The organism is Pseudonocardia oceani (assembly GCF_019263585.2).
GTDB lineage: Bacteria > Actinomycetota > Actinomycetes > Mycobacteriales > Pseudonocardiaceae > Pseudonocardia > Pseudonocardia oceani.
In genome coordinates, this window is the sequence record NZ_JADQDF010000001.1 from 5,028,114 (window position 1) to 5,054,329 (window position 26,216).

The 26,216-nt window shown below is 74.9% G+C and carries 26 protein-coding genes; 11 read left to right on the top strand and 15 right to left on the bottom strand.

Annotated elements, in window-relative coordinates; genetic code table 11:
- Positions 1-12: 12 nt before the first annotated feature.
- The 8 genes from I4I82_RS25045 to I4I82_RS25080 are packed head-to-tail and all read right to left on the bottom strand — an operon-like array spanning position 13 to position 8,350.
- Positions 13-1,557, bottom strand: a complete 1,545-nt coding sequence (locus I4I82_RS25045) for an ABC transporter substrate-binding protein (RefSeq protein WP_218591078.1) — start codon at positions 1,555-1,557, stop codon at positions 13-15.
- A gap of 4 nt (positions 1,558-1,561) precedes the next feature.
- A complete protein-coding gene (locus I4I82_RS25050) occupies positions 1,562-2,359 on the bottom strand; it encodes an SDR family NAD(P)-dependent oxidoreductase (RefSeq protein ID WP_218591077.1) in 798 nt (265 codons plus the stop codon).
- Positions 2,360-2,412: 53 nt separating this feature from the next.
- The gene (locus I4I82_RS25055) at positions 2,413-3,384 is read right to left on the bottom strand and encodes an NADP-dependent oxidoreductase (protein WP_308112827.1); all 972 of its coding nucleotides are present in this window, start codon (positions 3,382-3,384) and stop codon (positions 2,413-2,415) included.
- Entirely contained in the window at positions 3,381-4,424 is a 1,044-nt protein-coding gene (locus tag I4I82_RS25060; RefSeq protein WP_218591076.1) for a zinc-dependent alcohol dehydrogenase, read from the bottom strand. The genes I4I82_RS25055 and I4I82_RS25060 overlap by 4 nt, the downstream gene beginning before the upstream one ends.
- On the bottom strand, positions 4,421-5,473 hold the full coding sequence (locus I4I82_RS25065; RefSeq protein ID WP_218591075.1) for an ABC transporter ATP-binding protein: 1,053 nt from the start codon (positions 5,471-5,473) through the stop codon (positions 4,421-4,423). The genes I4I82_RS25060 and I4I82_RS25065 overlap by 4 nt, the downstream gene beginning before the upstream one ends.
- Entirely contained in the window at positions 5,470-6,480 is a 1,011-nt protein-coding gene (locus I4I82_RS25070) for an ABC transporter ATP-binding protein (RefSeq protein WP_218591074.1), read from the bottom strand. The genes I4I82_RS25065 and I4I82_RS25070 overlap by 4 nt, the downstream gene beginning before the upstream one ends.
- 17 nt (positions 6,481-6,497) lie before the next feature.
- Positions 6,498-7,409 carry an ABC transporter permease gene (locus I4I82_RS25075; protein ID WP_218596060.1) on the bottom strand — a complete coding sequence of 304 codons (912 nt, stop codon included), beginning with the start codon at positions 7,407-7,409 and terminating at the stop codon, positions 6,498-6,500.
- Positions 7,406-8,350 (bottom strand): ABC transporter permease, encoded by a 945-nt coding sequence (locus I4I82_RS25080; RefSeq protein ID WP_218596061.1) that lies wholly within the window; start codon positions 8,348-8,350, stop codon positions 7,406-7,408. Before I4I82_RS25080 ends, I4I82_RS25075 begins: the two co-directional genes overlap by 4 nt.
- Before the next feature lie 348 nt (positions 8,351-8,698).
- Here I4I82_RS25080 and I4I82_RS25085 point away from each other — a divergent pair, with 348 nt between their 5' ends.
- The 6 genes from I4I82_RS25085 to I4I82_RS25110 are packed head-to-tail and all read left to right on the top strand — an operon-like array spanning position 8,699 to position 14,273.
- Positions 8,699-9,958: an LLM class flavin-dependent oxidoreductase gene (locus I4I82_RS25085; protein ID WP_218592691.1), complete on the top strand. Its 1,260-nt coding sequence runs from the start codon at positions 8,699-8,701 to the stop codon at positions 9,956-9,958.
- Positions 9,959-9,960: 2 nt separating this feature from the next.
- Positions 9,961-10,809 (top strand): alpha/beta fold hydrolase, encoded by an 849-nt coding sequence (locus tag I4I82_RS25090; RefSeq protein ID WP_218592690.1) that lies wholly within the window; start codon positions 9,961-9,963, stop codon positions 10,807-10,809.
- Positions 10,806-11,417: an NADPH-dependent FMN reductase gene (locus tag I4I82_RS25095; protein WP_172166104.1), complete on the top strand. Its 612-nt coding sequence runs from the start codon at positions 10,806-10,808 to the stop codon at positions 11,415-11,417. The genes I4I82_RS25090 and I4I82_RS25095 overlap by 4 nt, the downstream gene beginning before the upstream one ends.
- The gene (locus I4I82_RS25100) at positions 11,414-12,091 is read left to right on the top strand and encodes a 3,4-dihydroxy-2-butanone-4-phosphate synthase (protein WP_218592689.1); all 678 of its coding nucleotides are present in this window, start codon (positions 11,414-11,416) and stop codon (positions 12,089-12,091) included. Before I4I82_RS25095 ends, I4I82_RS25100 begins: the two co-directional genes overlap by 4 nt.
- 3 nt (positions 12,092-12,094) lie before the next feature.
- Positions 12,095-13,588 (top strand): MFS transporter, encoded by a 1,494-nt coding sequence (locus I4I82_RS25105; RefSeq protein ID WP_218592688.1) that lies wholly within the window; start codon positions 12,095-12,097, stop codon positions 13,586-13,588.
- Positions 13,589-13,613: 25 nt separating this feature from the next.
- Positions 13,614-14,273 carry a nitroreductase family protein gene (locus tag I4I82_RS25110; RefSeq protein WP_218592687.1) on the top strand — a complete coding sequence of 220 codons (660 nt, stop codon included), beginning with the start codon at positions 13,614-13,616 and terminating at the stop codon, positions 14,271-14,273.
- Here the strand turns inward: I4I82_RS25110 and ald are convergent.
- On the bottom strand, positions 14,257-15,390 hold the full coding sequence (ald, locus tag I4I82_RS25115) for an alanine dehydrogenase (protein WP_218592686.1): 1,134 nt from the start codon (positions 15,388-15,390) through the stop codon (positions 14,257-14,259). The genes I4I82_RS25110 and ald overlap by 17 nt on opposite strands.
- Positions 15,391-15,529: 139 nt before the next feature.
- On the opposite strand from ald, the gene I4I82_RS25120 reads away from it, so the two are divergent.
- Positions 15,530-16,543 carry an isopenicillin N synthase family dioxygenase gene (locus I4I82_RS25120; RefSeq protein ID WP_218592685.1) on the top strand — a complete coding sequence of 338 codons (1,014 nt, stop codon included), beginning with the start codon at positions 15,530-15,532 and terminating at the stop codon, positions 16,541-16,543.
- A 25-nt stretch (positions 16,544-16,568) separates the two neighbouring features.
- Here I4I82_RS25120 and I4I82_RS25125 read toward each other — a convergent pair whose 3' ends face one another.
- The 3 genes from I4I82_RS25125 to I4I82_RS25135 form a co-directional block, all read right to left on the bottom strand.
- Complete coding sequence (locus I4I82_RS25125) at positions 16,569-17,513, bottom strand: MBL fold metallo-hydrolase (RefSeq protein WP_218592684.1); 945 nt, start codon at positions 17,511-17,513, stop codon at positions 16,569-16,571.
- Entirely contained in the window at positions 17,510-18,424 is a 915-nt protein-coding gene (locus I4I82_RS25130; RefSeq protein WP_218596062.1) for a fumarylacetoacetate hydrolase family protein, read from the bottom strand. The genes I4I82_RS25125 and I4I82_RS25130 overlap by 4 nt, the downstream gene beginning before the upstream one ends.
- A gap of 65 nt (positions 18,425-18,489) precedes the next feature.
- Positions 18,490-19,377, bottom strand: a complete 888-nt coding sequence (locus tag I4I82_RS25135; protein WP_218596063.1) for a LysR family transcriptional regulator — start codon at positions 19,375-19,377, stop codon at positions 18,490-18,492.
- Between the two features lie 116 nt (positions 19,378-19,493).
- On the opposite strand from I4I82_RS25135, the gene I4I82_RS25140 reads away from it, so the two are divergent.
- Positions 19,494-20,927, top strand: a complete 1,434-nt coding sequence (locus I4I82_RS25140; protein ID WP_218596064.1) for an amidohydrolase family protein — start codon at positions 19,494-19,496, stop codon at positions 20,925-20,927.
- Between the two features lie 25 nt (positions 20,928-20,952).
- On the opposite strand, the gene I4I82_RS25145 is transcribed toward I4I82_RS25140, so the two are convergent.
- The gene (locus I4I82_RS25145; RefSeq protein WP_218596065.1) at positions 20,953-21,771 is read right to left on the bottom strand and encodes a 2-keto-4-pentenoate hydratase; all 819 of its coding nucleotides are present in this window, start codon (positions 21,769-21,771) and stop codon (positions 20,953-20,955) included.
- Positions 21,772-21,930: 159 nt separating this feature from the next.
- On the opposite strand from I4I82_RS25145, the gene I4I82_RS25150 reads away from it, so the two are divergent.
- Positions 21,931-22,965 carry a manganese catalase family protein gene (locus tag I4I82_RS25150; RefSeq protein ID WP_218596066.1) on the top strand — a complete coding sequence of 345 codons (1,035 nt, stop codon included), beginning with the start codon at positions 21,931-21,933 and terminating at the stop codon, positions 22,963-22,965.
- A gap of 20 nt (positions 22,966-22,985) precedes the next feature.
- Here the strand turns inward: I4I82_RS25150 and I4I82_RS25155 are convergent, their stop codons facing one another.
- Positions 22,986-23,195 carry a dodecin gene (locus I4I82_RS25155; protein ID WP_218594699.1) on the bottom strand — a complete coding sequence of 70 codons (210 nt, stop codon included), beginning with the start codon at positions 23,193-23,195 and terminating at the stop codon, positions 22,986-22,988.
- Between the two features lie 101 nt (positions 23,196-23,296).
- A complete protein-coding gene (locus I4I82_RS25160; protein WP_372452446.1) occupies positions 23,297-24,967 on the bottom strand; it encodes an FAD-binding dehydrogenase in 1,671 nt (556 codons plus the stop codon).
- A gap of 109 nt (positions 24,968-25,076) precedes the next feature.
- Here I4I82_RS25160 and I4I82_RS25165 point away from each other — a divergent pair, with 109 nt between their 5' ends.
- Both I4I82_RS25165 and I4I82_RS25170 read left to right on the top strand, forming a co-directional pair.
- Positions 25,077-25,580: a VOC family protein gene (locus I4I82_RS25165; RefSeq protein WP_218596068.1), complete on the top strand. Its 504-nt coding sequence runs from the start codon at positions 25,077-25,079 to the stop codon at positions 25,578-25,580.
- Entirely contained in the window at positions 25,577-26,206 is a 630-nt protein-coding gene (locus I4I82_RS25170) for an EthD domain-containing protein (RefSeq protein WP_218591429.1), read from the top strand. The genes I4I82_RS25165 and I4I82_RS25170 overlap by 4 nt, the downstream gene beginning before the upstream one ends.
- Positions 26,207-26,216: the final 10 nt, after the last annotated feature.

The window sequence follows — 26,216 nt, forward strand, 5'->3', positions numbered from 1 at the left end:
GGGGAGACGGGGTCAGCGGCTGATCGCCACGCCCCGGAACGTCGCCGCGTAGGCGGGGCGGTAGCCGTCCGGGAACAGGACGGCGTCGGTCCACACGCTGGGCGGCTGGGCGGCGAAGATGCCGAACTGCCGCAGCAGCCCCTTCTCCGCCTCGATCATGCGGTGCACGGCGGGCAGCCGGGCCTCGCGGGTGTCGCCGCGCAGGGAGTCGTCCCAGGCCTGCGTGAACTCCGGCGACGTGGTGTTCCACGGGTTGGTGAACTGCCCCGTCAGGTTCGACTCGTACTGGTTGGACGGGTCGGTGAACGGGGCCTGGGCCCCGATGTAGGCGTCGCCCTCCTGGCGGCCGAAGAACGTGGCCGGCGTGGTGGCGGGCTCGACCACCTGGGTGCGGGCCCGGATGCCGACCTCGGCCAGCATCGGGAGCACCGCCTCGGCCACCGTGCGGTGGTCGTCGAGGGCGGGGATGAGCATGTCGAAGTCGAGCCCGTCCGGGTAGCCGGCCTCGGCGAGCAGGGCGCGGGCCCGGGCGGGGTCGTAGCCGTGCTCGGGGGAGTCCGCCGCCACCGCCGGGTCGTAGGCCCAGTGGCCGGGCGGGATCAGCTGCGCGACCGGCTCGCCGATGCCGAAGAAGACCCCGTCGACGATCGCCTGGCGGTCGACGGCGTGCTCCATCGCCTGCCGCACGCGGATGTCGTCGAACGGCGGGGACCCCGTGTTCATCGTCATCCGGAAGATCGTCGTGCTCACCGAGGGCTCCACGTTGAGCCCGGCCGCCACCGCCTGGTCCTGCGTGGACGGGTCCAGGTAGGTCATGTCGACCTGCCCGCTGAGCAGCATGTTGAGCCGCGTCGGCGACGAGGTCTGCACGAGGACGTCGACGCCGGCCACGCGCACCGCGTCCGGGTCCCAGTAGCCCTCGGCGCGGCTGTAGCGCGAGACCTGGCCCGGGATGTGCTCGACGAGGGTGAACATGCCGGAGCCGACGGGGTTCTGGTCGAGGTCGGGGTTGTCGAAGGCCGCCGGGCTGATCATGGAGCCGTGGCGCTCGGTGAACAGCGCGGGCAGGTTGCCGCCGGGCGCGTTCAGCGTGATGCGCACGCTGGTCGGATCCGGCGCCTCGACGCTCTCGATCGCCCGGAGCGCGCCGGCGAGCGTGCCGCCCTCCAGGGTGCGGGCGCGGTCGAGGTTGGCCACGACCGCCGCGGAGTCGAACGGTGTGCCGTCGTGGAAGACGACGTCGTCGCGCAGGGTCAGTGCCAGGACGCGGCCCTCGTCGAGGAACTCGTAGCCCGTGGCGAGCATCGGGACGATGTCCCCGTCGGCGTCCTCCTGCAGGAGCTGGTCGTAGACCAGCCGGAGGTTGACCATGTCCCAGGCGTTGCCGGAGCGGTGCGGGTCGAAGGTGGATGTCGACTGCACGAACGCGTAGCGCAGGACGGCCTCGGGATCGGGCTCGCCACCGGCGGCGCGCCCGGCACCCGCACCGCCGCAGGCGGTGAGGGCGAGCGCGAGGACGGCGACGAGGCCGGTGAGCAGGCGGCGGGGCGCGGACACCGGCTCAGCCCGTGAACTGTCCACCGGCCGGGAGCAGCAGCTGCCCGGTCGTGAACGAGGACTCGTCGGAGGCGAGGAACAGGCAGGTCGCCGCGATCTCCTCGGGGCGGCCCAGCCGGTTCATCGGCGTGATGGACATGGCGAGGTCGTAGGCGGTGGTGTTGTCCTCGATCCCGGCGATCATCGGGGTGGCGGTGTAGCCCGGCCCGACGGCGTTGACGCGGATGCCGGTGGCGGCCAGCTCCAGCGCGAGGACCTTGGTGAGCATGTGCACGCCGGCCTTGGACACGCAGTAGGGCGCCGCCCCGGCCAGCGGGATCTTCGCCGCGCTGGACGCGATCGTGACGATCGAGCCGCCGGTGCCCTGCTCGAGCATCTGCCGAGCCAGTGCCCGGCAGGTGAGCATCACGCCGGTGATGTTGATGTCGAGCACGCGGGTGAACGCCTCCGTGGCCAGGTTGACCAGGTGCGTGGAGCGCTCGCCCGCGGCGCGGGTCTGCACGTTGCTGGGGCCCGCGGCGGTCGCGATCCCCGCGGACGCGACGCCGACGTCGACCTTCCCGAACTCGGCGACGGCCGCGGCGACGAGCGCGTCGCACTGCTCCTCGCTGGTGGTGTCGGTGCGGACGTAGAGGGCGCGCCGGCCCGCCTTCTCGACCAGGCGGACCGTGTCGTCGGCGGGGGCGAGGTCGCCGACGACGACGTCGGCGCCCTCCTCGGCGAACCGGGCCGCGGTGGCCTGGCCGATGCCGCTGGCGCCGCCGGTGATCACGGCGACCTTGCCCTCGAGCGCTGCGCTCATGGGGGTCCTTCCCTTCGGTGGATGGCCTGCTGTGGGTGCTGCTCGGGGGTGGGTCAGAACGTGAGGACGAGCCGGCCGCGGACGCCGCCGGCCTCCAGGCGCTCGTGGGCCGACGCCGCCTCGGCGGCGGGGACCGTGCCGGCCAGGCGCAGCGTCAGCCGCCCCCGGACGACGAGGTCGGCGAGCCGGGCGATGCCCGCGCCGTCGTGCAGGTGGTCGCGCACCCGGACCGGGTGCACGCGGATGCCGCGCTCGGCCGGCCCGTCCCAGAAGCGGACGGTGGCCAGGGCGCCGCCGTCGCGCACGATGCCCAGCGCTCCCGCGTCGAGGACGGCGGCGTCGAGCAGCCCGTCGACGCCGCCGGGCACCGCGGCCCGGAACGCCGCGACCTCCTCGCGCGGGTCGCGCGACGAGCGCACCACGACGTCGGCGCCCAGGGAGGCGACCAGCTCCTCGTCGGCGGCGCTCGCGTCGGCGACCACGGTGAGCCCGGCCGCCCGGCCGAGCTCGATCGCGTAGCCGCCGACCGCGCCCGCCGCCCCGGTCACCCCGAGCACGGCACCGGGCGGCAGCGCCAGGTGCGCGAGCGCCGAGACGACGGTGAGGCCGTTCATCGGCAGGGTCGACGCCTCGGCGTCGCCGATGCCGTCGGGGATCGCGGCCGCCGCGTCGGCGGGGACCACGACCTGCTCCGCGTAGGCCCCGCCGTGGCGACGTCGCGGCATGACGATCGCCATGACGCGGTCGCCGACGCTCCAGGGGGCGGTACCCGCGACGGAGGTGTCCCCGACGGCGTCCACGGTGCCCGCGAGCTCCATCCCGGGGATCCACGGCGGGTCCAGGCCCTCCTCGGGCGCCGGGCCGAGCTGGCGGTAGACGGTGTCGGTCGGGTTCACCGCGGCCGCGCGCACGCGGATGCGGATCTCCCCGGGGCCGGGCTCGGGCACGGGCAGCTCGACCAGCCGCAGCGCCGCGGGGCCGCCGGGCTCGCGCACGCCTACCGCACGCATGGTGGGGCCGTTCACCGGTCACGCACCACGACGACCTTGACCGAGCCGTCCACCGCGTGCTGCGTCGCGAACGCCTCCTCGACGCGCGACAGGGGCACGCGGTGCGACACCAGCGGTGCGACCTGCACGGCGCCCGTCGCCAGCAGCCGCAGCGCCTCCGCGGCGTCGTCGGCGGTGTAGGCGAAGCTGCCCAGCAGGCGCAGCTCCTTCTGCACCACGGTGTTGAGGTCCACGGCGGGCGTCGAGCTGGTGAGCCCGGCGAGCGCGACGGTGCCGGCGGCCCGGGTCACCGCGGTGGCCAGCTCCAGCATCGGCAGGGCGCCCGAGCACTCGACGAACGCGGCGACGTTCCCGCTGCCCGCCTGGTACGGCGACGTCGAGGTGCCCCAGCGGTCGAGCACGTGCGCGCGGACGTCCTCGGTGCGCGGGTCGAGGACCGGGGCGCCGGTGAGTGCCGCGGCCGCGAGCCGCGGCGCCGACACGTCGATCCCCAGCACCTCGGTGCAGCCCAGGGCGAGCAGGACGCGCAGCACGCACTGCCCGATCGACCCGAGCCCGGAGACGACGACGGGCTGCGCCGGGTCGACGGCGGCGTGCCGCACGACCCGCACCGCCACCGAGAGCGGTTCGAGGAACGCGCCCTCCTCGAAGCTCAGCGCGTCGGGCAGCCGGTGCAGCTTGGCGTCGTCGGCGCGCGGGACGAGCACCTGGTCGGCCAGCCCGCCGCGGGCGCTGCTGCCCGGGGCCGCGCACAGGTTGGTGCGCCCGGCGCGGCACTGCGCGCAGGTGCCGCACGGGCCCATCGGGATCACGGCCACGCGGTCCCCGACCGTCCACGACGCCACGGCGTCGCCGACGCGGCTCACGGTGCCGGAGAACTCGTGGCCCATGGCGGCGCCCTCGGTGATCCAGGCGCCCTCCGCGAACGCGTGGACGTCGGAGCCGCAGATGCCGCAGGCCTCGACGTCGAGCACCACGGCGTCGGGACCGGGTTCGGGGTCGGGCTCGTCGACGAGGGCGACCGAGCCGATGCCCTGCCAGCGCGTGGTCCTCATGCCGGCACCCCCGCGCGGCCGCGGCCCAGCGTCCGGACCGACGCGCCCGCCAGGCCGGGGCCCGACGTGTGCAGGTGGCACGACACCGAGCCGGAGCCCAGCGCCCGCGTCGGCACCGGCACCTCGGTGCGGCAGACGTCCATGACGTAGGGGCAGCGGGTGTGGAACCGGCAGCCCGGCGGCACGCGCGACGGGTCGGGCGGGTCGCCGGCCAGCACGATCCGCTCGCGTTCGCGCTGCGCGCGCGGCGAGGGCACCGGCACGGCCGAGAGCAGCGCCTCGGTGTAGGGGTGCGCCGGGGAGTCGAAGACGCGGGCGGCGTCGCCGTGCTCGACGATCTGCCCCAGGTACATCACCGCGACCCGGTCGGAGATGTGGCGGACGACCGACAGGTCGTGGGCGATGAACAGGTAGGTGAGCCCGATGGCCGCCGACAGCTCCTCCAGCAGCCCGATCACCTGGTTCTGGGTGGAGACGTCCAGCGCGCTGACGGCCTCGTCGAGCACCAGGATCCTCGGGTCGGCGGCGATGGCCCGGGCGATGGTCAGGCGCTGGCGCTGCCCGCCGGAGAACTCGTGCGGGTAGCGCATCATGTACTCGGGCGGCAGCCCGACCCGGTGCAGCAGCTCGGCCACCCGCTCGGCCTTCTCCCGGCGCGACAGGTCGAGGTGCACGTCCAGCGGCTCGCCCACCGACTCCCGGATCAGCATCGACGGGTCCAGCGACGAGTACGGGTCCTGGAAGACCATCTGGATGTCGCGCCGGGCCGCGCGCAGCTGCCGCGGCGGCAGGCCGAGCAGCTCGCGCCCGTCCAGGCGCACCGACCCGGAGGTGGGCTCGACGAGCCGCATCAGCCCGCGCGCGGTCGTCGACTTCCCGCAGCCGCTCTCCCCGACGAGCCCGACCGTCTCTCCCGCGTGCAGCTGGAAGCTGACGCCGTCGACGGCCCGCACGGGCGGGGGAGCGGGCCGGAACAGCCTCCGGCGGGAGGGGAACCCGACGACGAGGTCCTCGACGTCGAGCAGCGGAACGGTCGGCGACGCGGTCACGCGGTACCTCGCAGGGTCAGCTCGCGGTGCCGCAGGCACCGCACGGGGCGGTCGGGGTCGGGGCGTTCGAGGACCGGTGAGCCGCCGGTGCGGCACTCCGCCTGCGCGTACCGGCAGCGCGGGTGGAACCGGCAGCCCTCGGGCATGCCGCCGACGCGGGGCGGCGAGCCGGGGATGCTCTCCAGCGCCGCCGCCGGCTGGTCCATCCGCGGCATCGCGGCCAGCAGCCCCTCCATGTAGGGATGGCGGGGGTGCTCGAACAGGTCGTCGACCGGGGCGCCCTCCACGATCTGCCCGGCGTACATGACGAGCACGCGGTCGCAGACGTCGGCGACGACGCCCAGGTCGTGGGTGATGACGATGACCGACATGCCGTGCTCGCGCTGGATCTCCCGCAGCAGCTCGAGGATCTGGGCCTGCACGGTGACGTCGAGCGCGGTCGTCGGCTCGTCGGCGATGATCACGTCGGGGTTGCAGGCGAGCGCGATCGCGATCATCACGCGCTGCCGCATCCCGCCCGAGAACTCGAAGGGGTACTGGCGGGCCCGCCGGCCCGGGTCGGGCACCCCGACCCGCTCGAGCAGCGCGACCGCGCGGGCCCAGGACGCCTTCCGCGACAGGCCCTCGTGCCGGCGCAGCACCTCGGCGATCTGGTCGCCGACCGTGAACGCCGGGTTCAGGCTCGTCATCGGCTCCTGGAAGATCATCGCGATGTTCGGCCCGCGGACGTCGGACATCTGCTTCGGGGTGAGCCCGGTGAGGTCGTGGTCGAGCACCCGGAGCGTGGTGGCGCGGACGCGGGTCTGCCGCGGCGGCATCAGGCCGGCGATCGACAGGCAGGTCACACTCTTGCCCGAGCCGGACTCGCCGACGATGCCGAGCGTCTCGCCGCGGGCGACGGCGAAGCTCACGCCGTCGACGACGGTGGCCCAGCCGTGCTCGGTGAGCACCTCGACGACGAGGTCCTCGACCTCCAGGGTGACCGGGGGGATGAGCGTCGACGTCATGGGAGCCTCCTGGGCCGTCACGACTCGGTCCGTTCCTCGCGGCCCAGCGCGTCGCGCAGGCCGTCGCCGAGGGTCACGAAGGTGAACACGGTCAGCGCGATGAGCACCCCGGGGAAGATCCCCAGCCACGGCGAGCGGCCGTAGTAGAGGAAGCCCTCGCGGATCATGGAGCCCCAGCTCGCGTCGGGCGGCTGGACGCCGAGCCCGAGGAAGCTCAGGCCGGCCTCAGAGAGCATCGCGTAGCCCGCCGTGACGGCGATCGCGACGGTCAGCGGGGACAGCGTGTTGGGCAGGATGTGCCGGACGATGATCATTAAGGTCGGCGTGCCGATGCTGCGCGAGGCCTCGACGTAGGTCTCCTCCTTGAGCCCGATCACGACCCCGCGCACCAGGCGCAGGAACCGCGGGGCCATCAGCAGGCCGACGGCGAGCATCGCGTTGCGCAGGCTCGGGCCGAGCACCGCGACCAGCGCGATCGCGAGCAGCAGCGGCGGGAAGCTCATCGCGGCGTCGTTGAGGCGCATGACGAACCCGTCGAACCGGCCGCCGACGTAGCCGGTGAGGAAGCCCAGCGGCACGCCGATGGCCATGGCCACGGCCAGCGCCAGGCAGATCGCCAGCAGCGAGACGCGGGTGCCGACGATCAGGCGCGAGAGGATGTCGCGGCCGAGCTGGTCGGTGCCCAGCAGGTGCCCCGGCGAGAACGGGTCGAGCAGCACCCCGCGCAGGTTCTGCGCGTTCGGGTCGGCGGGGGTGATGAAGGGGCCGAACAGGGCGACGAGCGCGAGGAGCGCGAGCACGCCCAGCGCGGTCATGGCCGCGCGGTTGCGGCCGACGCGGCGGCGGAAGTCCGCCCAGACGCCGCCGCCGTGGGCGACCATCTCCGGGGTCGGGCCGGAGGTCGTGAGGGGGGTCCGGGGATCGGTCATCGGGGCCGCACCTTCGGGTTCAGGTAGCCGTACGCGAGGTCGACGAGCAGGTTGGAGACCACCGCCACCAGCACGGCGACGAGCACGATCCCCTGGATCACCGGGACGTCCCGGGTGGTCACGGCGTTGATCGCCACCTGGCCGAGGCCCGGGACGCCGAACACCTGCTCGACGAGCACGGCGCCGCCGAGCAGGGCGGTGATCTGCAGGCCGAGCACGGTCACCAGCGGCACGCTCGCGTTCTTCAGCACGTGCTTGCCGATGACCATCCGGCTGCGCAGGCCCTTGGCGCGGGCCGTGCGCACGTAGTCCTGCTGCAGCACCCCGATGATCGAGCCGCGCAGCTGGCGGGTGCTCTCGGCGGCGCCGGCGATGCCCAGTGTCAGCGCCGGCAGCAGGATGTGCGCCAGCCACAGCCCCGGGTCCTCCGAGATCGGCACGTACCCGGTGGCGGGCAGCCAGCCCAGCGCCAGGCTGAACACGAGCACGAACACCAGGCCGAGCCAGAACGACGGGAGCGCGATCCCCAGCGACGAGCCGGCGGTCGCCACCCGGTCGATCCACGTCCCGCGGCGCAGGGCCGAGAGGATGGCGACGGGCACCGCGATCGCCAGCGAGATCAGCAGCGCCGTCGACGCCAGCGCGATCGTGACGGGCAGCCCGTCGGCGATGGAGGTGGCCACCGGGCGGCTGGTGAACAGCGACGTGCCCAGGTCACCGGACAGGGCGCCGGTGACCCAGTCCCAGTACTGCACGATCGTGGGCCGGTCCAGGCCGAGGCGCTCGCGCACCGCGGCCACCTGCTCGACCGTGGCGTCCGGGCCGGCGATCGTCACCGCCGGGTCGCCCGGGATGAGCAGCACGAGCCCGAACACGACGAACGTGACCAGGACCAGTACCGGGACCGTGGTCAGCACGCGGAGGGCGAAGAACTTCAGCACCGTGGGTCAACCTCCTCGTCGGCGTCGACGGGTGTTTTTCGACAGGCGACCGCAGACCGCGCGTGGCAGTCTGGGAATCGGTCGGGAATGGTGGTCGCCGGCATTTCTCGGCGGGGGGCGCGGTGGCGCCGGACACGGACGCTAAGCCGAGAGTGGTGCACGTCGCAATGGCCCGGATGCGAATTCCCGGCGAGACTGCCCCGGTGTGTGGAGACGTCCACACCGGCGTTCCGTGAAGTGTGCGCCGTCCCGTTGTCGGGGCTCGACGGACCGGCTGACGATTGCTGCGTCGACGGTGTGGACGACGCCCGACACCGGGAGTCCACCGGTTCCGAGGATGGTGCAGCGATGAAGTTCCACTGGTTCGCGGAGGTCACCTACGACGGCCTGCCGGACGCGTTCCCGGCTCCGGGCCAGGGCGCCTGGGTGGACAGCCCGATCGGGCTGGCCGACCCGCGCCGCGTGGGGGAGAACTACCGCATGTTCGTGCGGCTGATGCAGCAGGCCGATCGCGACGGCTTCGACGGGCTCGCCGTGAACGAGCACCACCAGACGCCGTTCGCGATGACGCCGTCACCGAACCTGCTGGCCGCGAGCGTGGCCGGCTCCACCGAGCACGCCGCGATCCTGGTGATCGGCGACTCGCTCGCCCTCTACAACCCGCCGACGCGCGTGGCAGAGGAGCTCGCCTACCTCGACTGCCTGTCCGACGGCCGGGTCATCGCGGGCTTCGTCTTCGGCACGCCGATGGACTCCGCCTTCGCCTACGCCCGGCCCCCGATCGAGCTGCGGGAGCGCTTCCACGAGGCGCGCGAACTGGTGCTGCGGGCGTGGCGGGAACCGGAGCCGTTCGCGTTCAACGGCAAGTACAACCAGCTCCGCTACGTCAACGTGTGGCCGCGCCCGGTGCAGGAGCGGCCGCCGATCTGGGTCCCCGGATCGGGCAGCGTGGAGACCTGGGAACTGGTCACCCGCGAGAACTACTGCTATGGCCACCTCTCTTTCTCCGGATTGAAGGCCGCGAAACCGTTGGTGGACCGCTACTGGGACTACGTCGCTGCGAACGACGGCGACATGAATCCGCACCGGATGGCGTTCACGCAGCTGATCTGCGTCGCCGATTCCGACACCGAGGCGGAACGGCGCTACTCCGACGCGGTGAAGTACTTCCAGCGCGTCAAGGACCCGTCGATGCGGTTCGCGACGCCACCGGGCTACACCTCGCCCGCGTCGATGCGCGGGATGCTGGGCCGCACGGCGACGCCCGAGGCGCTGGAGGACAAGCGCCGGGCCGTGTCGGGCGAGATGAGCTTCTGGGAGTACGACGAGAAGGGCTACATCATCGCCGGCACGCCCGACCGGGTCGCGCAGCGCGTGCGGGAGCTCGCCACCGAGCTGCGCGTCGGCCAGCTGATCGCCTCGCTGCACATGGGCGACCTGCCCGAGGAGACGGCCGCGGAGAACACGCACCTGTTCGGCTCGAAGGTCATGCCGCAGCTGCGCGACCTGTGGGCCGACGAGCCCGACCACTGGACGCCGGCGGCGAGCCAGCGCCGTCCCGTGACCCCGACGACCGTGGGCGCCTCGGCGCTCGTGGGAGGCAGCTGAGAATGGCCACCGCAACCGTCAACGGCACCGCGCTGCACCACGACGTCCGGGGCGAGGGCCCGCCGCTGCTTCTCGTGTCCGGGCTCGGGGCGAGCTCCTCGGCGTGGGCCGCCGTGGTGCCCCGGCTCGTCGCCGACCACACGGTGATCACCGTGGACAACCGCGGCACCGGCCGCAGCGCGGTGCCGTCCGGCCCGTACGCGATCGACGACCTCGCCGACGACACGGCCGCCCTGCTCGAGCACCTCGGCCTCGGCCCGGTCGCGGCCGTCGGGTGGTCGCTGGGCGGATCGGTCCTGCAGTCGATGCTGATCCGCCACGGGCACCACCTGCGCCGTGCGGTCCTGCTCAACGCGTTCCCGTCGTACACGCCCGTGCAGGACGCCTGGCTCGACTGCGGCCTCGCGCTGCGCCGGGCCGGGGTCGACCCGGTGGCGATCGCGCTGACCGGCATGCCCTGGGGCTTCACCGGCCGGATGCTCGCCGACCACGACGCCGCCGCGGCGCAGGCCGAGCTCCTGCGGCAGGATCCGCACCCGACCACCCTGGCCGGGTTCGAGGCCCAGGCCGCGGGCCTGCGGGTGTACGACTCGCGCCCCGGGCTCCCGGGCGCCACCACGCCGACGCTGGTGCTCGCCGGCGCCGAGGACGTGCTCACCCCGGTGGCGCAGTCGGTCGAGATGGCCGCGCTGCTCCCGAACGCCGTGCTGCAGGTGCTGCCGCGCGGCGGGCACGGGATGGTCGTCGAGTACCCCGACGACACGCTCGCCGCGATCACGGCGTTCCTCGACCGGCCCGAGCAGGCCGACGCGGTCGGCCCGTTCGCCGCGGTGGCGGGAGCGGGGTCGTGAACCGCCCGCTGCACGTCGTCGGCATCGGCGGCACCGTGCGCACCGGCTCGTCGAGCGAGCAGGCCCTGCGGATCGCGCTGGCCCGCGCCGAGGCGGCGGGGGCCACCACGCGCCTGTTCGCCGGCGCCGAGCTGGCCCGGCTGCCGATGTACGCCCCGGAGGCGGGCGACGGCGGGCCGGTGGCCGCGGACCTGGTGGAGCACCTGCGCCGGGCCGACGGCGTCATCGTCGCCTCGCCGGGCTACCACGGCTCCATCTCCGGCCTGGTGAAGAACGCACTGGACTACACCGAGGACATGCGCGGGGACGGCCTGCCCTACCTGGCCGACCGGTCCGTCGGGCTGATCGTCACCGCCTACGGCTGGCAGGCCGCGGTCACCACGCTGACCGCGCTGCGGGCGATCGTGCACGCGCTGCGCGGGTGGGTCACGCCCTACGGGGCGGCGGTGAACTCGCTGCAGACGCGCTTCGTCGACGGGGCGTGCGCCGAGCAGCAGGTGCTCGACCAGCTCCACACCGTCGCCGACGAGGTCGTCCGCTTCGCCGACCTGGTCACCGAGCGGCGCCGCGGCGTGCTGTCGGGCGCGCAGCCGGGGGAGGGGTCGTGAGCGGCGGGCCCGACGCCGCCGCGGCCGCGCTCGCCGCGGCGCGCCCGGTCGTGCTGGTCGACGACCTGGCGCCCGACGCGCCCGTGACCGGTGCGCTCGTCGTGCCCGGCGCGGACGTCGACGCCACCACGATGGCGCTGCTCGTCCGGGAGACCAGCGGCGTCGTCGTCGTCGCGGTCACCGCCGAGCGGCTCGACCTGCTGCGCATCCCGGCGCAGGCGGGCGGGCGCCCCGACCCCGGGCGCCCGGCGTTCGCGGTGTCGGTGGACCTGCGCGCCGGCGTCACCACCGGCATCTCGGCGCACGACCGCGCCGCCACGGTCCGCGCGCTCGCCGACCCGGCGACCCGTGCGCAGGACCTCACCCTGCCCGGGCACGTGCTGCCCGTGCGGGTCCGCGACGGCGGCGTGCTGTCGCGCCCGCGCGTCGAGGAGGCCGCGGTGGACCTGTGCCGGGCCGCGGGCCTGTCCCCGGTCGCCGCGCTGGCCACCGTCGTCGACGAGCACGGCGAGCCGAGGGGCCCGGACGCGCTGGAGCGGTTCGCCGACCATCACGGCCTGGTGCTCGTGTGCGTGTCGGAGGTCCTCGCGCGGCGCCGCGCGGAGCTCGCTCACGTCCTGCACGACCTCGGCATGGGCCGGGCGGTCCTCGTCACCGACGCGCTGGCCGGCTGAGCGGTGCCCGCACCCGTCCCCGTTCCCGCGTCGGTGAACGCCGCCGACCCGGCCCCGCCCGCCGTCCGCGGCACGGGCCTGTTCCTCGCGCTGGTCTGCAGCACGCAGTTCGTGCTGCTGGTCGGCGGCACCGTCGTCACCGTCTCGCTCCCGGCGATCGGGGCCGAGCTCGCGCTCACCCCGGGCCAGGCGCAGGGGGTGCTGACGGCCTTCATGCTGACGTTCGGCTGCCTGCTGCTCCTGGGCGGCCGCGCCGCGGACGTGCTGGGCCGCAGGCGGCTGTTCCTCGTGGGGCTCGCCGTGTTCGCGGTGGGCTCCCTGCTCTGCGCGGTGGCCACCTCGGCGGGCCTGCTCATCGCGGCGCGGGTGCTCGCCGGCACCGGCGCCGCGATGGCCTCGCCCGCGGCGATGTCGCTGCTCACCACCGTGTTCGTGACGCCCCGCGAGCGCAGCCGCGCCCTGGGGATGTGGGCCGCGGTCGGCGCGATCGGAGCGACGCTGGGCAACGTCATCGGCGGCCTGCTGACCTCGGTCGGCGGCTGGCGGTGGATCTTCCTCGTCAACGTGCCGGTGTGCGTCCTGGCCTTCGTCGCCGCGTTCTCCCTGGTGCCCGCCGTCCCGCGGGTGCGGGGGCAGCGCCTGGCCCTGCCCGACGGCCTGCTGGCGACGGGCGCGGTGGCCGCGCTGATCCTCGGGCTCACCCAGGTCCAGTCCGGGGCCGTGCCGCTCGGCGCCGCGCTGGTGGCGGTGGCCGTCGTGCTCGGCGGGCTGTTCGCCCTGCTGCAGGCGCGCGCGGACGACCCGCTGCTGCCCCTGTCGCTGTTCCGCACCCGCACCGCGACCGCGTTCCTGTTCGTCCTCATCACCGCGGGGACCTCGATCGGCTCGTACTTCACGAGCTCGCTCTACATGCAGGACACGCTGGGCTGGTCGGCGCTGCAGGCCGGGCTCGCCTTCGTGCCGTGGGCCGCGCTCATCGCCGTGGTCGCGCAGATCGTGTCCCGGAACCTGCACCGGGTCGGGCCGCGGCTGCTCGTGCCGCTCGCGCTGACCTCGGTCGCGGCCGGCGGGACGCTGCTTGCGCTGTCGCTGCGGCCCGGGGCGACGTACCTGACGGGCCTGCTGCCGGCGTTCCTGCTGCTCGGGCTGGGCACCGGCGCGGCGGGCGTCGCGTGCACCGTCACGGCGATGTCGGGCATCCCCCGGCGGCGCCACGGCGTCGGCGCGGGGGCGCTCAACAGCACCCAGGCCGTGGGCAGTGCGCTGGCGATCGCCCTGGTCGCGCTGCTGGCGCAGCTCGGCACCGCGTTCGGGCCGGCCGGGGACGCCGTCGCGGCGACGCTGGCGGGCCAGCGGTTCGCGCTGCTGGTCGCGTCCGCCGTGGCCCTGCTGGGCGCGGTGCTCGCCGCCGTCGTCCTGCCCCGCAGGGTCCCGGCCCCGGCCGGGCCCGAGGCCGACGTGGCGCTGTCGCCGCCCGCGGCCACCCCGCTCACCTGACCCGTCCGCACCCAGGAGGACCACCGTGGCACCGGAGCCGCTCTCCGCGCTCGACGCGCTGCACAGCACGCCCTCGCGGCGCTACCTCGCGCCCGACCCGATCCCCGACGACGTGCTGTGGGCCGTCCTCGACGCCGCGGTCCGCGGCCCGTCGGGCGGCAACCAGCAGGGCTGGGGCTGGGTCGTGGTGACGGATCGGGGCGTCAAGCGGACCGTCGCGGGCTGGTACCGGGAGAACTGGGAGCGCGTCTACGGCAGCCGGCGCGAGCAGATCCTCGGCGCGGGGCCCGGCGCGGGCGGCCTCACACCCGCCGGGTTCCGGGGCGCCGAGCACCTGGCCCACCACCTCGAGGACGCGCCGGTGTGGGTCTTCCCGGTGCTGCGCGACGCCGCCGGCTCGACCAACCCGCGGCTGGGCTCGTCGATCTACGGAGCCGTGCAGCACCTGTGCCTGGCCGCCCGCGCGCACGGCATCGGCACCTCGCTCACGACGCTGTACGGCGGCCACGACGACGAGCTGCGGGAGCTGCTCGGTCTGCCCGCCGACGCGCTGACGATGGCGCTCGTGCCGATGGGCTACCCGGCCCGGGGGCGGTGGGCCCAGCCCGTGCGGCTGCCGGTCGAGCAGGTCGTCCACCTCGACCGGTGGGGCGCCACCCGGGCCCGCGTCACGGGTGCGCCGTGAGCAGCTCCGCGGCGTCGGTGAAAGGCAGGCCGTGGGCCTCGGCGACCGGCTCGTTCGTCAGCTTCCCGTCGAGCGTGCTCAGCCCCAGCCGCAGGGCGGGGTCGGCCCCCGCCGCCCCGACGACGCCGTGGTGCGCGACCTTCACCAGGTAGGGCAGCGTGGCGGAGGTCAGGGCCAGGGTCGAGGTGCGGGCGACCGCGCCGGGGATGTTGGCCACGCAGTAGTGCGTGACGCCCTCCTCGACGTAGGTGGGGTCGGAGTGCGTCGTGGGGCGGCTGGTCTCGAAGCAGCCGCCCTGGTCGATGGCGATGTCGACGACCACGCTGCCGGGCCGCATCGCCGCGATCATCTCCCGGCTGACCAGCGTGGGCGCCTTCGCGCCGGGCACCAGCACCGCCCCGATGACGACGTCGGCCTCGGCGACGTAGGCCGCGGTGCGGGCGCGGTTGGGCGTGATGAGGTCGAGCCGGCCGCCGAAGATGTCGGACAGGTAGGCGAGCCGGTTCGGGTTGGTGTCGAGCACCCGGACCATCGCCCGCATCCCCAGCGCGATCTTCGCCGCCTCGGTGCCCGACACACCGCCGCCGATGATGAGGACCTTCCCCGCGGGGGTGCCCGGCACGCCGCCGAGCAGGATCCCCGACCCGCCGCTGGGGCTCTCCAGGTGGTGCGCCGCGGCCTGCACGGCCATCCGGCCGGCGACCTCGCTCATCGGGGTCAGCAGCGGCAGCTTCCCGTCGCCGGTCTGCACCGTCTCGTAGGCGATGGAGCCGATGCGACGCTCGAGCAGGAACTCGGTGAGTCCGCGGTCGGCGGCGAGGTGCAGGTAGGTGAACAGCTGCTGGCCCTCGCGGAAGCGGTGGTACTCCGCGGGCACCGGCTCCTTCACCTTGACGACGAGGTCGGCCGCGGCGAACACCGCGTCGGCGTCGGCCAGGAGCTCGGCGCCCGCCGCGGTGTACTCGTCGTCGGTGAACCGGGATCCCGCGCCCGCCCCCGCCTGCACCACGACCCGGTGGCCGGCGTGCACCAGCTCCACGACGCCGTCGGGGGTCATCGCGACCCGGTTCTCGTTGTCCTTGATCTCGCTCGGTACTCCGACGACGAGCGTGCTCATGCGGTCTCCTCGGTGGCAGGGGGCTCGTGCGGTCCGGTGCTGATCCTGGCCCTCCGCGGCCCGGATCGTCAGCCCGGGCGGTTAGCCTCGGGACGTCCTCCCGCGGCCGAGCGGGCGGCGCACCGAGAAGGGGTCGAGCATGACGACGACGAGCCTCCCGGTCCTCGACATGGCCCTGCTCGACCGGGGCGGGGCGGGCGCGGCGGAGTTCCGCGCCGCCCTGCGCACGGCCACGCACGAGGTCGGGTTCTTCTACCTGGTCGGCCACGGGATCGGCGACGACGTCACGGCGCGCGCGTTCGCCGAGGCCGAGCGGTTCTTCGCGCTGCCCGACGAGGACAAGCGCCGCGTCGAGATGCTGCGCAGCCCGCAGTTCCGGGGCTACACCCGCACCGGCGGCGAGCTCACGCAGGGCCGGGTCGACTGGCGCGAGCAGATCGACATCGGCGCCGAGCGCGCCGCCTGCGACGACCCCTCGGCGCCCGAGTACATGCGCCTGGAGGGGCCCAACCTGTGGCCCGAGGCGCAGCCGGGCCTGCGCGAGGTGTTCACCGACTGGGAGCGGCGCTGCACCGCGGTCGCGCGCCGGCTCGTGCAGAGCTGGGCCGTCGCGCTGGGCGGGGAGCCGGAGCTGTTCGACAGCGCCTTCGGCGACCGCCCGTCGACGCTGATCAAGCTGGTGCGCTACCCCGGGCGCGAGGACCGCGGTCAGGGAGTCGGCGCGCACAAGGACCCCGGCGTGATGACGCTGCTGCTGGTCGAGCCGGGCAAGGGCGGCCTGCAGATCGGCACGGCCGACGGCTGGATCGAGGCGCCCGCGCTGCCGGGGGCGTTCGTCGTCAACATCGGGGAGCTGCTGGAGTTCGCCACCGACGGCTACCTGCGGGCCACCGTGCACCGCGTCGTGTCGCCGCCGCCGGGGGAGACCCGCCTGTCCATCCCGTTCTTCTTCAACCCCGCGCTCGACTCGTCCGTGCCGCGGGTCGCGCTGCCGCCCGAGCTCGCGGCGCAGGCCGCCGGGGTCACCCGCGACCCCGACAACGTCATCTCCGGCACGTTCGGGGAGAACCTGCTCAAGGCGCGCCTGCGGGCGCACCCCGACGTCGCGGCCGCGCACCACGCCGACCTGCTGGCGGCGCGCGCCGGCTCGTGAGGCGCGCCCGCCGCGGCGCGCCGCGTCAGGCCAGGCAGGTGAGCGCCCGCCCGCCGTTGTAGGCGACCATGTCGCCCAGCGCCGCCATGACGTCGACGGGCGCGCCGCGCTCCAGCCCGCCGAGCTCGGCGTAGGCGCGGTGCAGGTTGCCGACGATCCGCTCCGCGTCGGGCCAGTCGGCGAAGGCGCCCAGGTCCGTGTCGCGGGCGGCCTGCAGCGGCGTGACCCCGGCGGCCCGGCCGCGCGCGGCGAGGTCCAGGACGAAGCGCAGGTAGTCCAGGGTGGCGTCGAGCGGGGCGCGGTCGTGGAACACCGGGCCGTGGCCGGGCACGGTGGTCGTCGCGCCCAGCGGCGCGACCACCTCCTCCAGCACCTCGACCGCCCCGGCCACCGAGCCCATGAGCAGGAACGGCGTCCCGCCGTGGAAGACGAGGTCGCCGCAGAACAGGGTCGACCGCTCGGGGAACCACACCAGCGAGTCGTTGGTGGTGTGCGCGGCGGTGCCGACGTGGCGCACCTCGGCGCGCAGGTCGCCGACGTGCAGGGAGACGCCCTCGGTGAAGGTGAGGAACGGCGGGTCCAGGGGCAGCGAACCCCAGTCCGGGTTCTCCCAGAACGGCAGCTCGCGGGGCGGGCCGAACGCGATCATCTCCTCGCGGGCGCGCTCGTGGGCGACGATCGTCGCGGTGCCGAACAGCGCGTTGCCGAAGGTGTGGTCGCCGTGGTGGTGGGTGTTCACCAGCGTCCGGACCGGCGCGGTGGTGACCGAGGTGATGGCGTCGACGAAGGCGCGGGTGCGGCGCTCGGTCGAGCAGGAGTCGACCGCGACCACCCCCTGCGGGCCCACGGCGAAGCCGGTGTTGTTGATCCACCACGTCCCGTCCGGCTGGACGTAGGCGAAGATCCCGTCCGACACCTCCTCGAGCCGGGGCGGTCCGGGGACGGTGATGTCGTGGCTGTGCGCGCTCACGCGAGCTCCTCCCGGAGCGGGCGCACGGCGGCCCCCGCGACGACCGGGGCGTCGACGGCGCCCAGGCCCTCGACCTCCAGGTGGACGCGGTCGCCCGGCCGCAGCCAGGGGTAGGCCTCGGCGCCGTGCACGCGGGAGAGCTCGAGGATGCAGCCGGTGCCGACGGTCCCGCTGCCGATCAGGTCGCCGGGCACGACCCGGGTGCCGCGCGAGGCGTAGGCGACCATCTCCCCGAAGCTCCAGTGCAGCGCGTCGAGCCGGCCGGCGCTGCAGGGCCGCCCGTTGACCGACGCCGTCATCGCGGCGGCCACGGGCAGCTCGTCGGGGGTGAGCATCCACGGCCCGCAGCTCGTCGCCGAGTCCTTGCCCTTCGCCGGGCCGAGGTTGAGCTTCATCTCCTCGGCCTGCAGGTCCCGGGCGCTCCAGTCGCACAGCACCAGGTAGCCCGCGATGTGGTCCACCGCCTCCTCGGGGGTCAGGTCGGAGCCCTCCCGCCCGATGACGGCCGCCACCTCCAGCTCGTAGTCGAAGGCCGCGCTGCCGGGCGAGATCGCGACCGGCTCGTGCGGGCCGAGCAGCGCCGCGGGGTTGGTGAAGTAGAAGACCGGCTGCCGGTACCACAGCGGGTCCACCGTCAGGCCGATCGCGGCGCTCGCGGTGACGACGTGCTCCTCGAACGCCATGAAGTCCCGGACCGAGGGCGGACGGGGCACCGGCGGCAGCAGCGTCACCGACGCCGGGTCGACGGACGGGCCCGCGAGCGCGGCGTCGGCGGCGGCGCGCAGCCGCGCGCCGTCGTCACCCAGCAGGTCGACCAGCCCCGTGCCGGCCGGCACCGGGTGCAGGCGGTCCTCCCGCCAGACCGCCGCGCGGACGGTCCCGTCCTCCTCGGCGTAGCTGCTCCAGCGCATCGCGCCCCCCTTCGTCGTCGGCCGCCCCGGCCTGCCCCCCAGCCTGCCCCGGGCGGCGCCGCCGATCATGGCCCGGATCGGTTCCGGTCGGGCAGGTCGACCGCGGCGGCCGCGCGCGCCGCGGCCCGGAACACCGCGACGGCCTCGCGCCCGTCGCCCCGGCGGCTCGCGACCGACACCGAGGCGCCCGGTCCCTCCATCGGCACGTACCGCACGGCGGGGTGCGGGAAGAACCGGCGCGCGGGCTCGCCGTGCAGGCCCAGCCGGCCGCTGGTGGCCACGGCGGTCGGGACGCCGGACGGCGAGCGGACGTCGACGCTGTCGCGGCGACCGCGCCGGTCGCCCCACTCCGACAGCCCGGGCGCGTCGCCGACCGGGCAGATCCAGCGCCGCCCGTCGACGTCGGCCGCGGTGAGCCGCTCGGCCGCGGCGAGGTCGGACGCCACCGGCACCACGGCGTAGCGGTCCATGTGCAGCACGCGGTCGAGCACCAGGTCGTCGGCCCCGCCGACGTCGTGGGTGAGCGCGAGGTCGACCTCGCCGCTGCGCACGGCGTCGTACTGGCCCTCCCAGTCGAGCTCGACCGTGGTCACGACCAGCTCCGGGAGCCGCTCCGCGACCAGCTCGCGCACGCGCGGCCACAGGTCGGCGAGCCCGAAGCCGAGCACCCCGATCCGCAGGACGCCCGGGTCGTCGTGGCGGCCGCCGGCCTGCTCCAGCAACGCGTCGAGCCGGGCCAGGACCTGCCGGGCGCGGGGGAGGAAGCGCTCGCCGGCCGGGGTGAGCGCGACCCGGCGGCTGGTGCGGGCGAACAGCGGTTCGCCGACCTCGCGCTCCAGGGCCTGGATGCGGCGGCCGAAGGGCTGGGCGGCGATGTAGTGCACCTGCGCCGCGCGTCCGAAGTGGAGCGTGTCGGCGAGCGTCACCGCGTACCGGAGCGAACGGACGTCCATGTCCCACCACCTCGCGCGCGCCTGCCGGGCCCGGGCGATGCTACGTCGCCCGGGCCCCCGCGATCGCAACCTCTTCGGCACATGCACCCCGCCGTCGGCGTCGCCACGCTGGCGCCATGACACGCACCCTCATCCGGGGCGGCCACGTCCTGACGATGGACCCCGCCCTCGGCGACCTCCCCACCGGCGACGTCCTCGTCGAGGACGGGGTGATCGCCGCCGTGGCCCCGTCGCTGCCCGTCACCGACGCGGAGGTGATCGACGCGACCGGCCACCTCGTGCTGCCCGGCCTCGTCGACACCCACCGCCACACCTGGCAGTCGCTCGTCCGCGGCATCTGCGGCGACTGGACGCTGGGCGACTACTACTTCGGCATCCGGCTCGCGATCTCCCCGGCCTACACCGCCGACGACGTGCGCCTGGGCAACCGGCTCGGCGCCCTCGACGCGCTCAACGCCGGGGTGACGACGCTGCTCGACTTCTCCCACTGCAACAACACCCCCGACCACGGCGACGGCGCCGTCCTGGGCCTGCGCGACGCCGGGATCCGCGCGGCCTTCTGCTACGGGTTCTTCGAGAGCTCGCCCGAGGCCAGCCGGTTCGGCGAGCACGCCGCGCGGCTCGCGGACTTCCACCGCATCGCCGACACCCACTTCGCCTCCGACGGCCTGCTGACCCTGGGCGTCTCGCTCTCGGAGTTGTACGGGCTGCCGTGGGACCGCACGGTCGCGGAGCTGGCCGCGGCCCGCGAGCGCCGCGCGCTGGTCGTCAACCACACCGGGTGCGTGTGGGGCAGCGTGCTGACCGGCGGCATCGGCGAGCTCGACGCCCACGGCCTGCTCGGGCCCGACATCGTCCACGTGCACTGCAACACCCTCGACGACGCCGAGTGGGAGGCGGTCGCCCGCAGCGGCGGCAAGGTCTCGATCTCGGTGGAGACCGAGCTCAACATGGGCATGGGGCGGCCGGTGTTCGCGCGCTGCCACCGGCACGGCATCGCCCCGACCCTGTCCGCCGACGTCATCTCGCTCAACTCCGGCGACCTCTGGCACGAGATGCGGTTCGGGCTCGGGCTCACGCGCTGGGAGGCCACCGAGGCGACGAACCTCGCGGGCGCGATGCCCGAGGCGGTCACCACCACCGCGAAGGAGGCGCTGGCCTGGACGACGGTGAACGGCGCCGACGCCCTCGGGCTGGGCAACCGGATCGGCTCCCTGACGCCGGGCAAGCGCGCCGACCTGCAGCTCGTCGGCGGGGGAGCGGTCGAGCAGCACCCCCGGATCGACCCCTACGCCACGCTGGTCTTCCAGACCACCGCCGCCGACGTCCGGACCGTGCTGGTCGACGGCCGGGTCGTCAAGCGCGACGGCGTGCTCACCGGCGTCGACCTGCCCCGGCTCACCGCCGAGGCCGACACCGCCGCGGACGCGATCCTCGGCCGGGTCCGGGACGCCGGGCGCGCCCTCCCGGGCACCCCGCCCGGCGCCTTCGAGGCGCTGGAGCCGGTGGCCCGCGGCTTCCGGGACGAGGCGGCGGGGGTGGGGCGGTAGGCGCGAGACCCGGCGGCGCCGGGGCTCACGGCGGCGGTGCGCACCCGGCGTCGGTCTCGCCGGCGGGCCGCCGCACCGCCACCGCGGTCCCGGCGCCGAACCGCGCCGACAGCGCGTGCCCGGCCCGCAGCGGCACCGCGGCGGTGAGCCCGCCGGTGATGACCAGCTCGCCCGCGCGCAGACCCCGCCCGCGCGCGGCGAGCTCACCGGCCAGCCAGGCCACGCCGAGCAGGGGGTGCCCGCCGGCGGCGGCGGACGTCGCGGTGGCGAGGACGGCGCCGTCGTCCCCGACGAGCTCCACGGGGATCGCGTGGCACTCCGCGGGATCGACGTCGAGCACGGGGCCGACCACGACGCCGGACGCCGACGAGCCGTCGGCGGTGTTCTGCGCGGCGGTGAAGCGGTAGTCGAGCCAGATCGAGTCGACGACCTCCAGGCAGGCCCGCACCTCCGCGACGGCCGCGGCGACGTCGGCGACCCCGAGGTCGGTGCCCGCCAGGTCGTGGGCGAGGACGATCCCGATCTCCGGCTCGACGCGCGGGTGCAGGTGGCCGGCGGCCTCGGCGCCGTCCGGCGTCGTCCCGTCCCGGAGCATGTCGTCCAGCAGCGCGCCGTGGTTCGGGGCGTCCACGCCCATCTGCTCCCGCATCACCGCCGAGGTGTAGCCCAGCTTCCACCCGACGGGGCGGCGGCCCTCGCCGAGCCGCAGCGCCGTCAGCCGGTCCTGGACGGCGTAGGCCTCGTCGAGGGACAGGCCCGTCGCCTCCCGCGTCCCGTCGAGCAGCGTGCGCTCGCTGCGGGCGCGGTGCAGGAGGACGGCGAGGGCGGCGAGTGTCGGTTCCACGGAGGGAGTCTCGGTCACGGAGCCGCCGCGGGCGAGCCCCACGATCGTCCATGTGTGGCGCGCGACCGTTTCGGGTTACCGGGCGGACACGGCGCAACCGCGCGCCCCCACCGGACGACCCCCCACCGAGACGACCCCCACCGAGACGACGAGGTCCGCATGTTCCTGCACGTGCAACGCATGATCAACGAGATCGTCCCCGACGAGCCCGACCCCGCCGCGGCGAACGCGCTGCAGGAGGGTCTGGGCGGCCAGTTCGGCGAGATGCGCACGATGATGCAGTACCTGTTCCAGGCCTTCAACTTCCGCGGGGCGACGGGCAAGCCGTACCGCGACCTGCTCTACGGGGTGGGCACCGAGGAGATCGGCCACGTCGAGCTGATCGCCACCACCATCGCGCGGCTCACCGACGGCGCCCCCGGCTACGGCGGCGACCCGACCGAGCCGCTCGACGTCCCCGGCGCCGACGGCGCCACCCCTTTGGCGATGGCGCTCGGCGCGGGCAACATCCACCACTACCTGGTGGGGGCGCAGGGCGCCCTGCCCGTCGACGCGGCCGGCAACCCGTGGTCGGGCTCCTACGTCTACAACAGCGGCAACCTCGTGCTCGACCTGCTCTACAACCTGATGCTCGAGTCGACCGGGCGCCTGCAGAAGTGCCGGCTCTACGAGATGACCGACAACAAGACCGCCCGCGCCACGATCTCCTACCTGATCGTCCGCGACCAGGCCCACGAGAACGCCTACGCGAAGGCGCTGGAGTCGCTCGGGATCGACTGGGGGAAGACCCTGCCGATCCCGAAGACCAACGCCGAGCGGTTCCCGGAGGTCAAGAAGCTGCTCGACCAGGGCCTGCACCTCAAGCAGTTCACCTTCAGCGCCGACGACCTGTCCGAGGCCGGGAAGATCTACCGCGGTGAGGCGCCGGCCAGCATCGGCGGCGGGCGGCTGACGACGGAGGTCATGCCCGAGGGCTTCCCGATGGACATCGCGGCCGAGCGGCCCGAGGAGTTCGGGCCCGGCCTCGACCCCGACCTGCTCGCGCTCGTGCAGGCCACCGCCGAGCTGGAGCTGGCCGACGCCGAGGAGCCGGTGAAGCCGAAGAAGGCCGCGGCGAAGAAGGCCGCGGCGAAGAAGGCCGCGGCGAAGAAGGCCCCGGCGAAGAAGAAGCCGAAGGCCAGGGCCGAGAAGTGATCGCCGCGGCCGGGTAGCGGCTACTGGCGGAGCTTGAAGCCCACCTTCAGGTAGACCTGGAAGTGGGCCACCTCGCCGTTCTCGATGTGGCCGCGGGTCTGGGTGACCTCGAACCAGTCGAGCTCGTCGAGCGTCGACGCGGCGCGGGCGATGCCGTTCCGGATCGCCTCGCTGACGTCGTTCGACGAGGTGCCGACGATCTCGATGACGCGGTAGGTGTTGTCCGACACGATCTGCTCCGATCGATCTCCGGGGACGCGGGGTTCCGCGGCGTCCAGTCGACCACGTCGGCGCGCGCGGCGCGGGTTCTGGCGCGGGTCCGGTGCGACGGTCAGGACGCGGTGGTCGCGGCGATCGCCCGCCCGGCCTGGCGCCCGGAGAAGAGGCAGCCGCCGAGGAAGGTGCCCTCCAGCGAGCGGTAGCCGTGCACGCCGCCGCCGCCGAACCCGGCGACCTCCCCGGCCGCGTACAGGCCGGGGACCGGCGTGCCGTCGGCCGACAGGACCCGCCCGGACAGGTCGGTCTGCAGCCCGCCGAGGGTCTTGCGGGTGAGGATGTTCAGGCGCACCGCGATCAGCGGCCCGGCCTTCGGGTCGAGGATCTTGTGCGGCGCGGCGGTGCGGGCCAGGCGCTCGGTGAGCGAGCGCCGCGAGTTGTGGATCGCCATGACCTGCAGGTCCTTGGTGAACGGGTTGTCCATCTCGCGGTCGCGGGCCACGATCTGGCGCTCGAGGTCGGCGAGGTCGAGCAGCGGCTCGTCGGTGAGCGCGTTCATCCCGGTGACGAGCTCGGGCAGGGTGTCGGCCACCACGAAGTCGGCGCCGTGGCGCTTGAACGCCTCCACCGGCGCGGCCGCCCCCGGCCGCACCCGGCTCAGCGTGAGCCTGACGTCCCTGCCGGTCAGGTCGGGGTTCTGCTCCGACCCCGACAGCGCGAACTCCTTCTCGATGATCTTCTGGTCGAGCACGAACCAGGAGTGGTCGTAGCCGGTGGCGGTGATCGCGGCGAGCGTGCCGAGGGTGTCGAACCCGGGGAAGTTCGGGGCGCCGAACCGGCGGCCGCGGGCGTCGAACCACAGCGACGACGGCCCGGGCAGGATCCGGATGCCGTGCCGGGCCCAGACCGGGTCCCAGTTGGCGATGCCCTCGGTGTAGTGCCACATGCGGTCGCGGTTGACGACCCGCCCGCCGGCCTCCTCGGTGATCGCGAGCATGCGCCCGTCGACGTGCTCGGGCACCCCGGAGATCATCCGCTCCGGCGGCGTCCCCAGCCGGGCGGGCCAGTTCGCGCGCACCAGGTCGTGGTCGGCGCCGATCCCGCCGGAGGTGACGAGCACGACCGGGGCCCGCAGCTCGAACGCGGAGACCTCGGTGCGCGAGCTGCGCTCCCCGCGCGCCACCGACGTCGGCTCCAGCACCGCCCCGCCGACGCCGTCGACCGCGCCGCCGGTGGTGAGCAGCGCGTCGACGCGGTGGCGGAACCGGAACCCGACGCGCCCGGCCGCCGCGGCCTCGCGGACGCGGCGCTCGAACGGCGCCATCACGCCGGGCCCGGTGCCCCACGTGGTGTGGAAGCGGGGCACGGAGTTGCCGTGGCCGTCGGCGAGGTGCCCGCCCCGCTCCGCCCAGCCGACCAGCGGGATCCAGCGCATCCCCTGCGCGTGCAGCCAGGACCGCTTCTCCCCGGCGGCGAACTCGACGTACGCGCTCGCCCACCGGCGGCCCCAGTGGTCCTCGCCCGCCGGGTCGTCGACGCCGCGGTCGAAGGTCGCGGTGCCGAGCCAGTCCTGCATCGCCAGCTCGGCGGAGTCCCTGATCCCCAGCCGCCGCTGCTCCGGGGAGTCGACGAGGAACAGCCCGCCCAGCGACCAGAACGCCTGCCCACCCAGGTTCTGCTCGCCCTCCTGGTCCAGCAGCAGCACCCGCCGGCCCGCGTCGGCCAGCTCGGCGGCCGCCACCAGCCCGGCCAGCCCGGCCCCCACCACGATCACGTCCGCGTCCACGCCCACGACCTCCCGCCTCCGGTACGCCGCGAGCCTGGCACCGATCCGGCGCCGACGACAACGTGAGCTGGCAGGCCCGCACCAGCCTGCGTCGAACTATGATGATGATATGGCGGAGAATCGGGTGGCGGGCGGCGCGGTGCCGATCGTCGGCATGCACCACGTCGGGGTCCAGGTGGCCGACCTGGAGCGGTCGCTGGCGTTCTACCGTGACCTCCTCGGCTTCGAGGAGGTCCTGCGCACCACCCGCGACGACCCCTCCGTCGGCGCGATCACGGGCCACCCCGGCGCCGTCGTGGACGTGGCGCACCTGCGGCCCCCGTCGTCCGCGGTGCTGCTCGAGCTGACGGAGTACCGCGGTGTCGAGCGGCGGGCGGTCGACACCGCCACCGCCAACCCCGGCACCGCGCACACCTGCTACGTGGTGCAGGACCTCGACGCGGTGCACGCCGCGCTGGTGGCGCGGGGGGTCCGGACGGTGTCGCCGCACGTGGTCGCCCCGCCCGCCGGGCCGATGCGGGGCGGGCGGGTCGTGTACGTGCAGGACCCGGACGGGGTGCGGGGCGAGCTGGTCCAGCTCCCGCCCGCCGTGATGCCGGACCCCGGCCGGTGATCACGCGCTTCGGCCTCGCGCCGCGCCGCGAGGGCTGGACGGTCGAGCGGTTCCAGGAGCACTGGAGGCAGCGCCACGGCCCGATCATCGGCGGTCTTCCCGGCCTGGTGCGGTACTGGCAGAACCACGCCCTCGCCGCGCCGCTGCCGTGGCCCGGCTTCGATGCCTGCTCGCAGCTGGACGCGCCCGACGCGGCGACCTTCGACGCGGTCTTCGCCCACCCGACCTACCTGGCCGGCGGGCGCGCCGACGAGCGGCGGTTCGTCGACCGCTCCGTCGGCGGGCACCTGATGACCGAGCGCGTGGTGGCCGAGGGCCGCACGGACCCGGTCGGCGTGCGGTTGCTGGCGTTCCTGCGGGCCGCGCCCCGGTGCGGGCCCGACGACCTGGCGGCCGTGCTGACCGCTCCCGGCCGGGGTGGCGACGCGGTCGGCCGCGAGGCGTTCGCCCGGGTCCCGGACGCCTCCGGCGACGCGTTCGACGCCGTGGAGTCGCTCTGGTTCGACGACGCCGGCGCGGCCGTGGCGCACCTGCGCTCGGCGGCCGCGGAGCGCGACCGCCGGACGCTGGCCGGGGTGGTCCGCGGCACCGAGCACCTGCTCGCCGCGGTGCACGTCGTCCTCTGACGGGCGGAGG

Excerpts from the sequence above, each read along its gene's own strand:
- I4I82_RS25085 (WP_218592691.1), top strand. The coding sequence starts at position 8,699 with ATGAAGTTCCACTGGTTCGCGGAGGTCACCTACGACGGCCTGCCGGAC.
- I4I82_RS25150 (WP_218596066.1), top strand. The coding sequence starts at position 21,931 with ATGTTCCTGCACGTGCAACGCATGATCAACGAGATCGTCCCCGACGAG.
- I4I82_RS25120 (WP_218592685.1), top strand. The coding sequence starts at position 15,530 with ATGACGACGACGAGCCTCCCGGTCCTCGACATGGCCCTGCTCGACCGG.
- ald (WP_218592686.1), bottom strand. The coding sequence starts at position 15,390 with ATGAGCACGCTCGTCGTCGGAGTACCGAGCGAGATCAAGGACAACGAG.
- I4I82_RS25165 (WP_218596068.1), top strand. The coding sequence starts at position 25,077 with ATGGCGGAGAATCGGGTGGCGGGCGGCGCGGTGCCGATCGTCGGCATG.
- I4I82_RS25070 (WP_218591074.1), bottom strand. The coding sequence starts at position 6,480 with ATGACGTCGACGCTCATCCCCCCGGTCACCCTGGAGGTCGAGGACCTC.
- I4I82_RS25060 (WP_218591076.1), bottom strand. The coding sequence starts at position 4,424 with ATGAGGACCACGCGCTGGCAGGGCATCGGCTCGGTCGCCCTCGTCGAC.
- I4I82_RS25075 (WP_218596060.1), bottom strand. The coding sequence starts at position 7,409 with ATGACCGATCCCCGGACCCCCCTCACGACCTCCGGCCCGACCCCGGAG.
- I4I82_RS25090 (WP_218592690.1), top strand. The coding sequence starts at position 9,961 with ATGGCCACCGCAACCGTCAACGGCACCGCGCTGCACCACGACGTCCGG.
- I4I82_RS25050 (WP_218591077.1), bottom strand. The coding sequence starts at position 2,359 with ATGAGCGCAGCGCTCGAGGGCAAGGTCGCCGTGATCACCGGCGGCGCC.
- I4I82_RS25130 (WP_218596062.1), bottom strand. The coding sequence starts at position 18,424 with ATGCGCTGGAGCAGCTACGCCGAGGAGGACGGGACCGTCCGCGCGGCG.
- I4I82_RS25135 (WP_218596063.1), bottom strand. The coding sequence starts at position 19,377 with ATGGACGTCCGTTCGCTCCGGTACGCGGTGACGCTCGCCGACACGCTC.
- I4I82_RS25140 (WP_218596064.1), top strand. The coding sequence starts at position 19,494 with ATGACACGCACCCTCATCCGGGGCGGCCACGTCCTGACGATGGACCCC.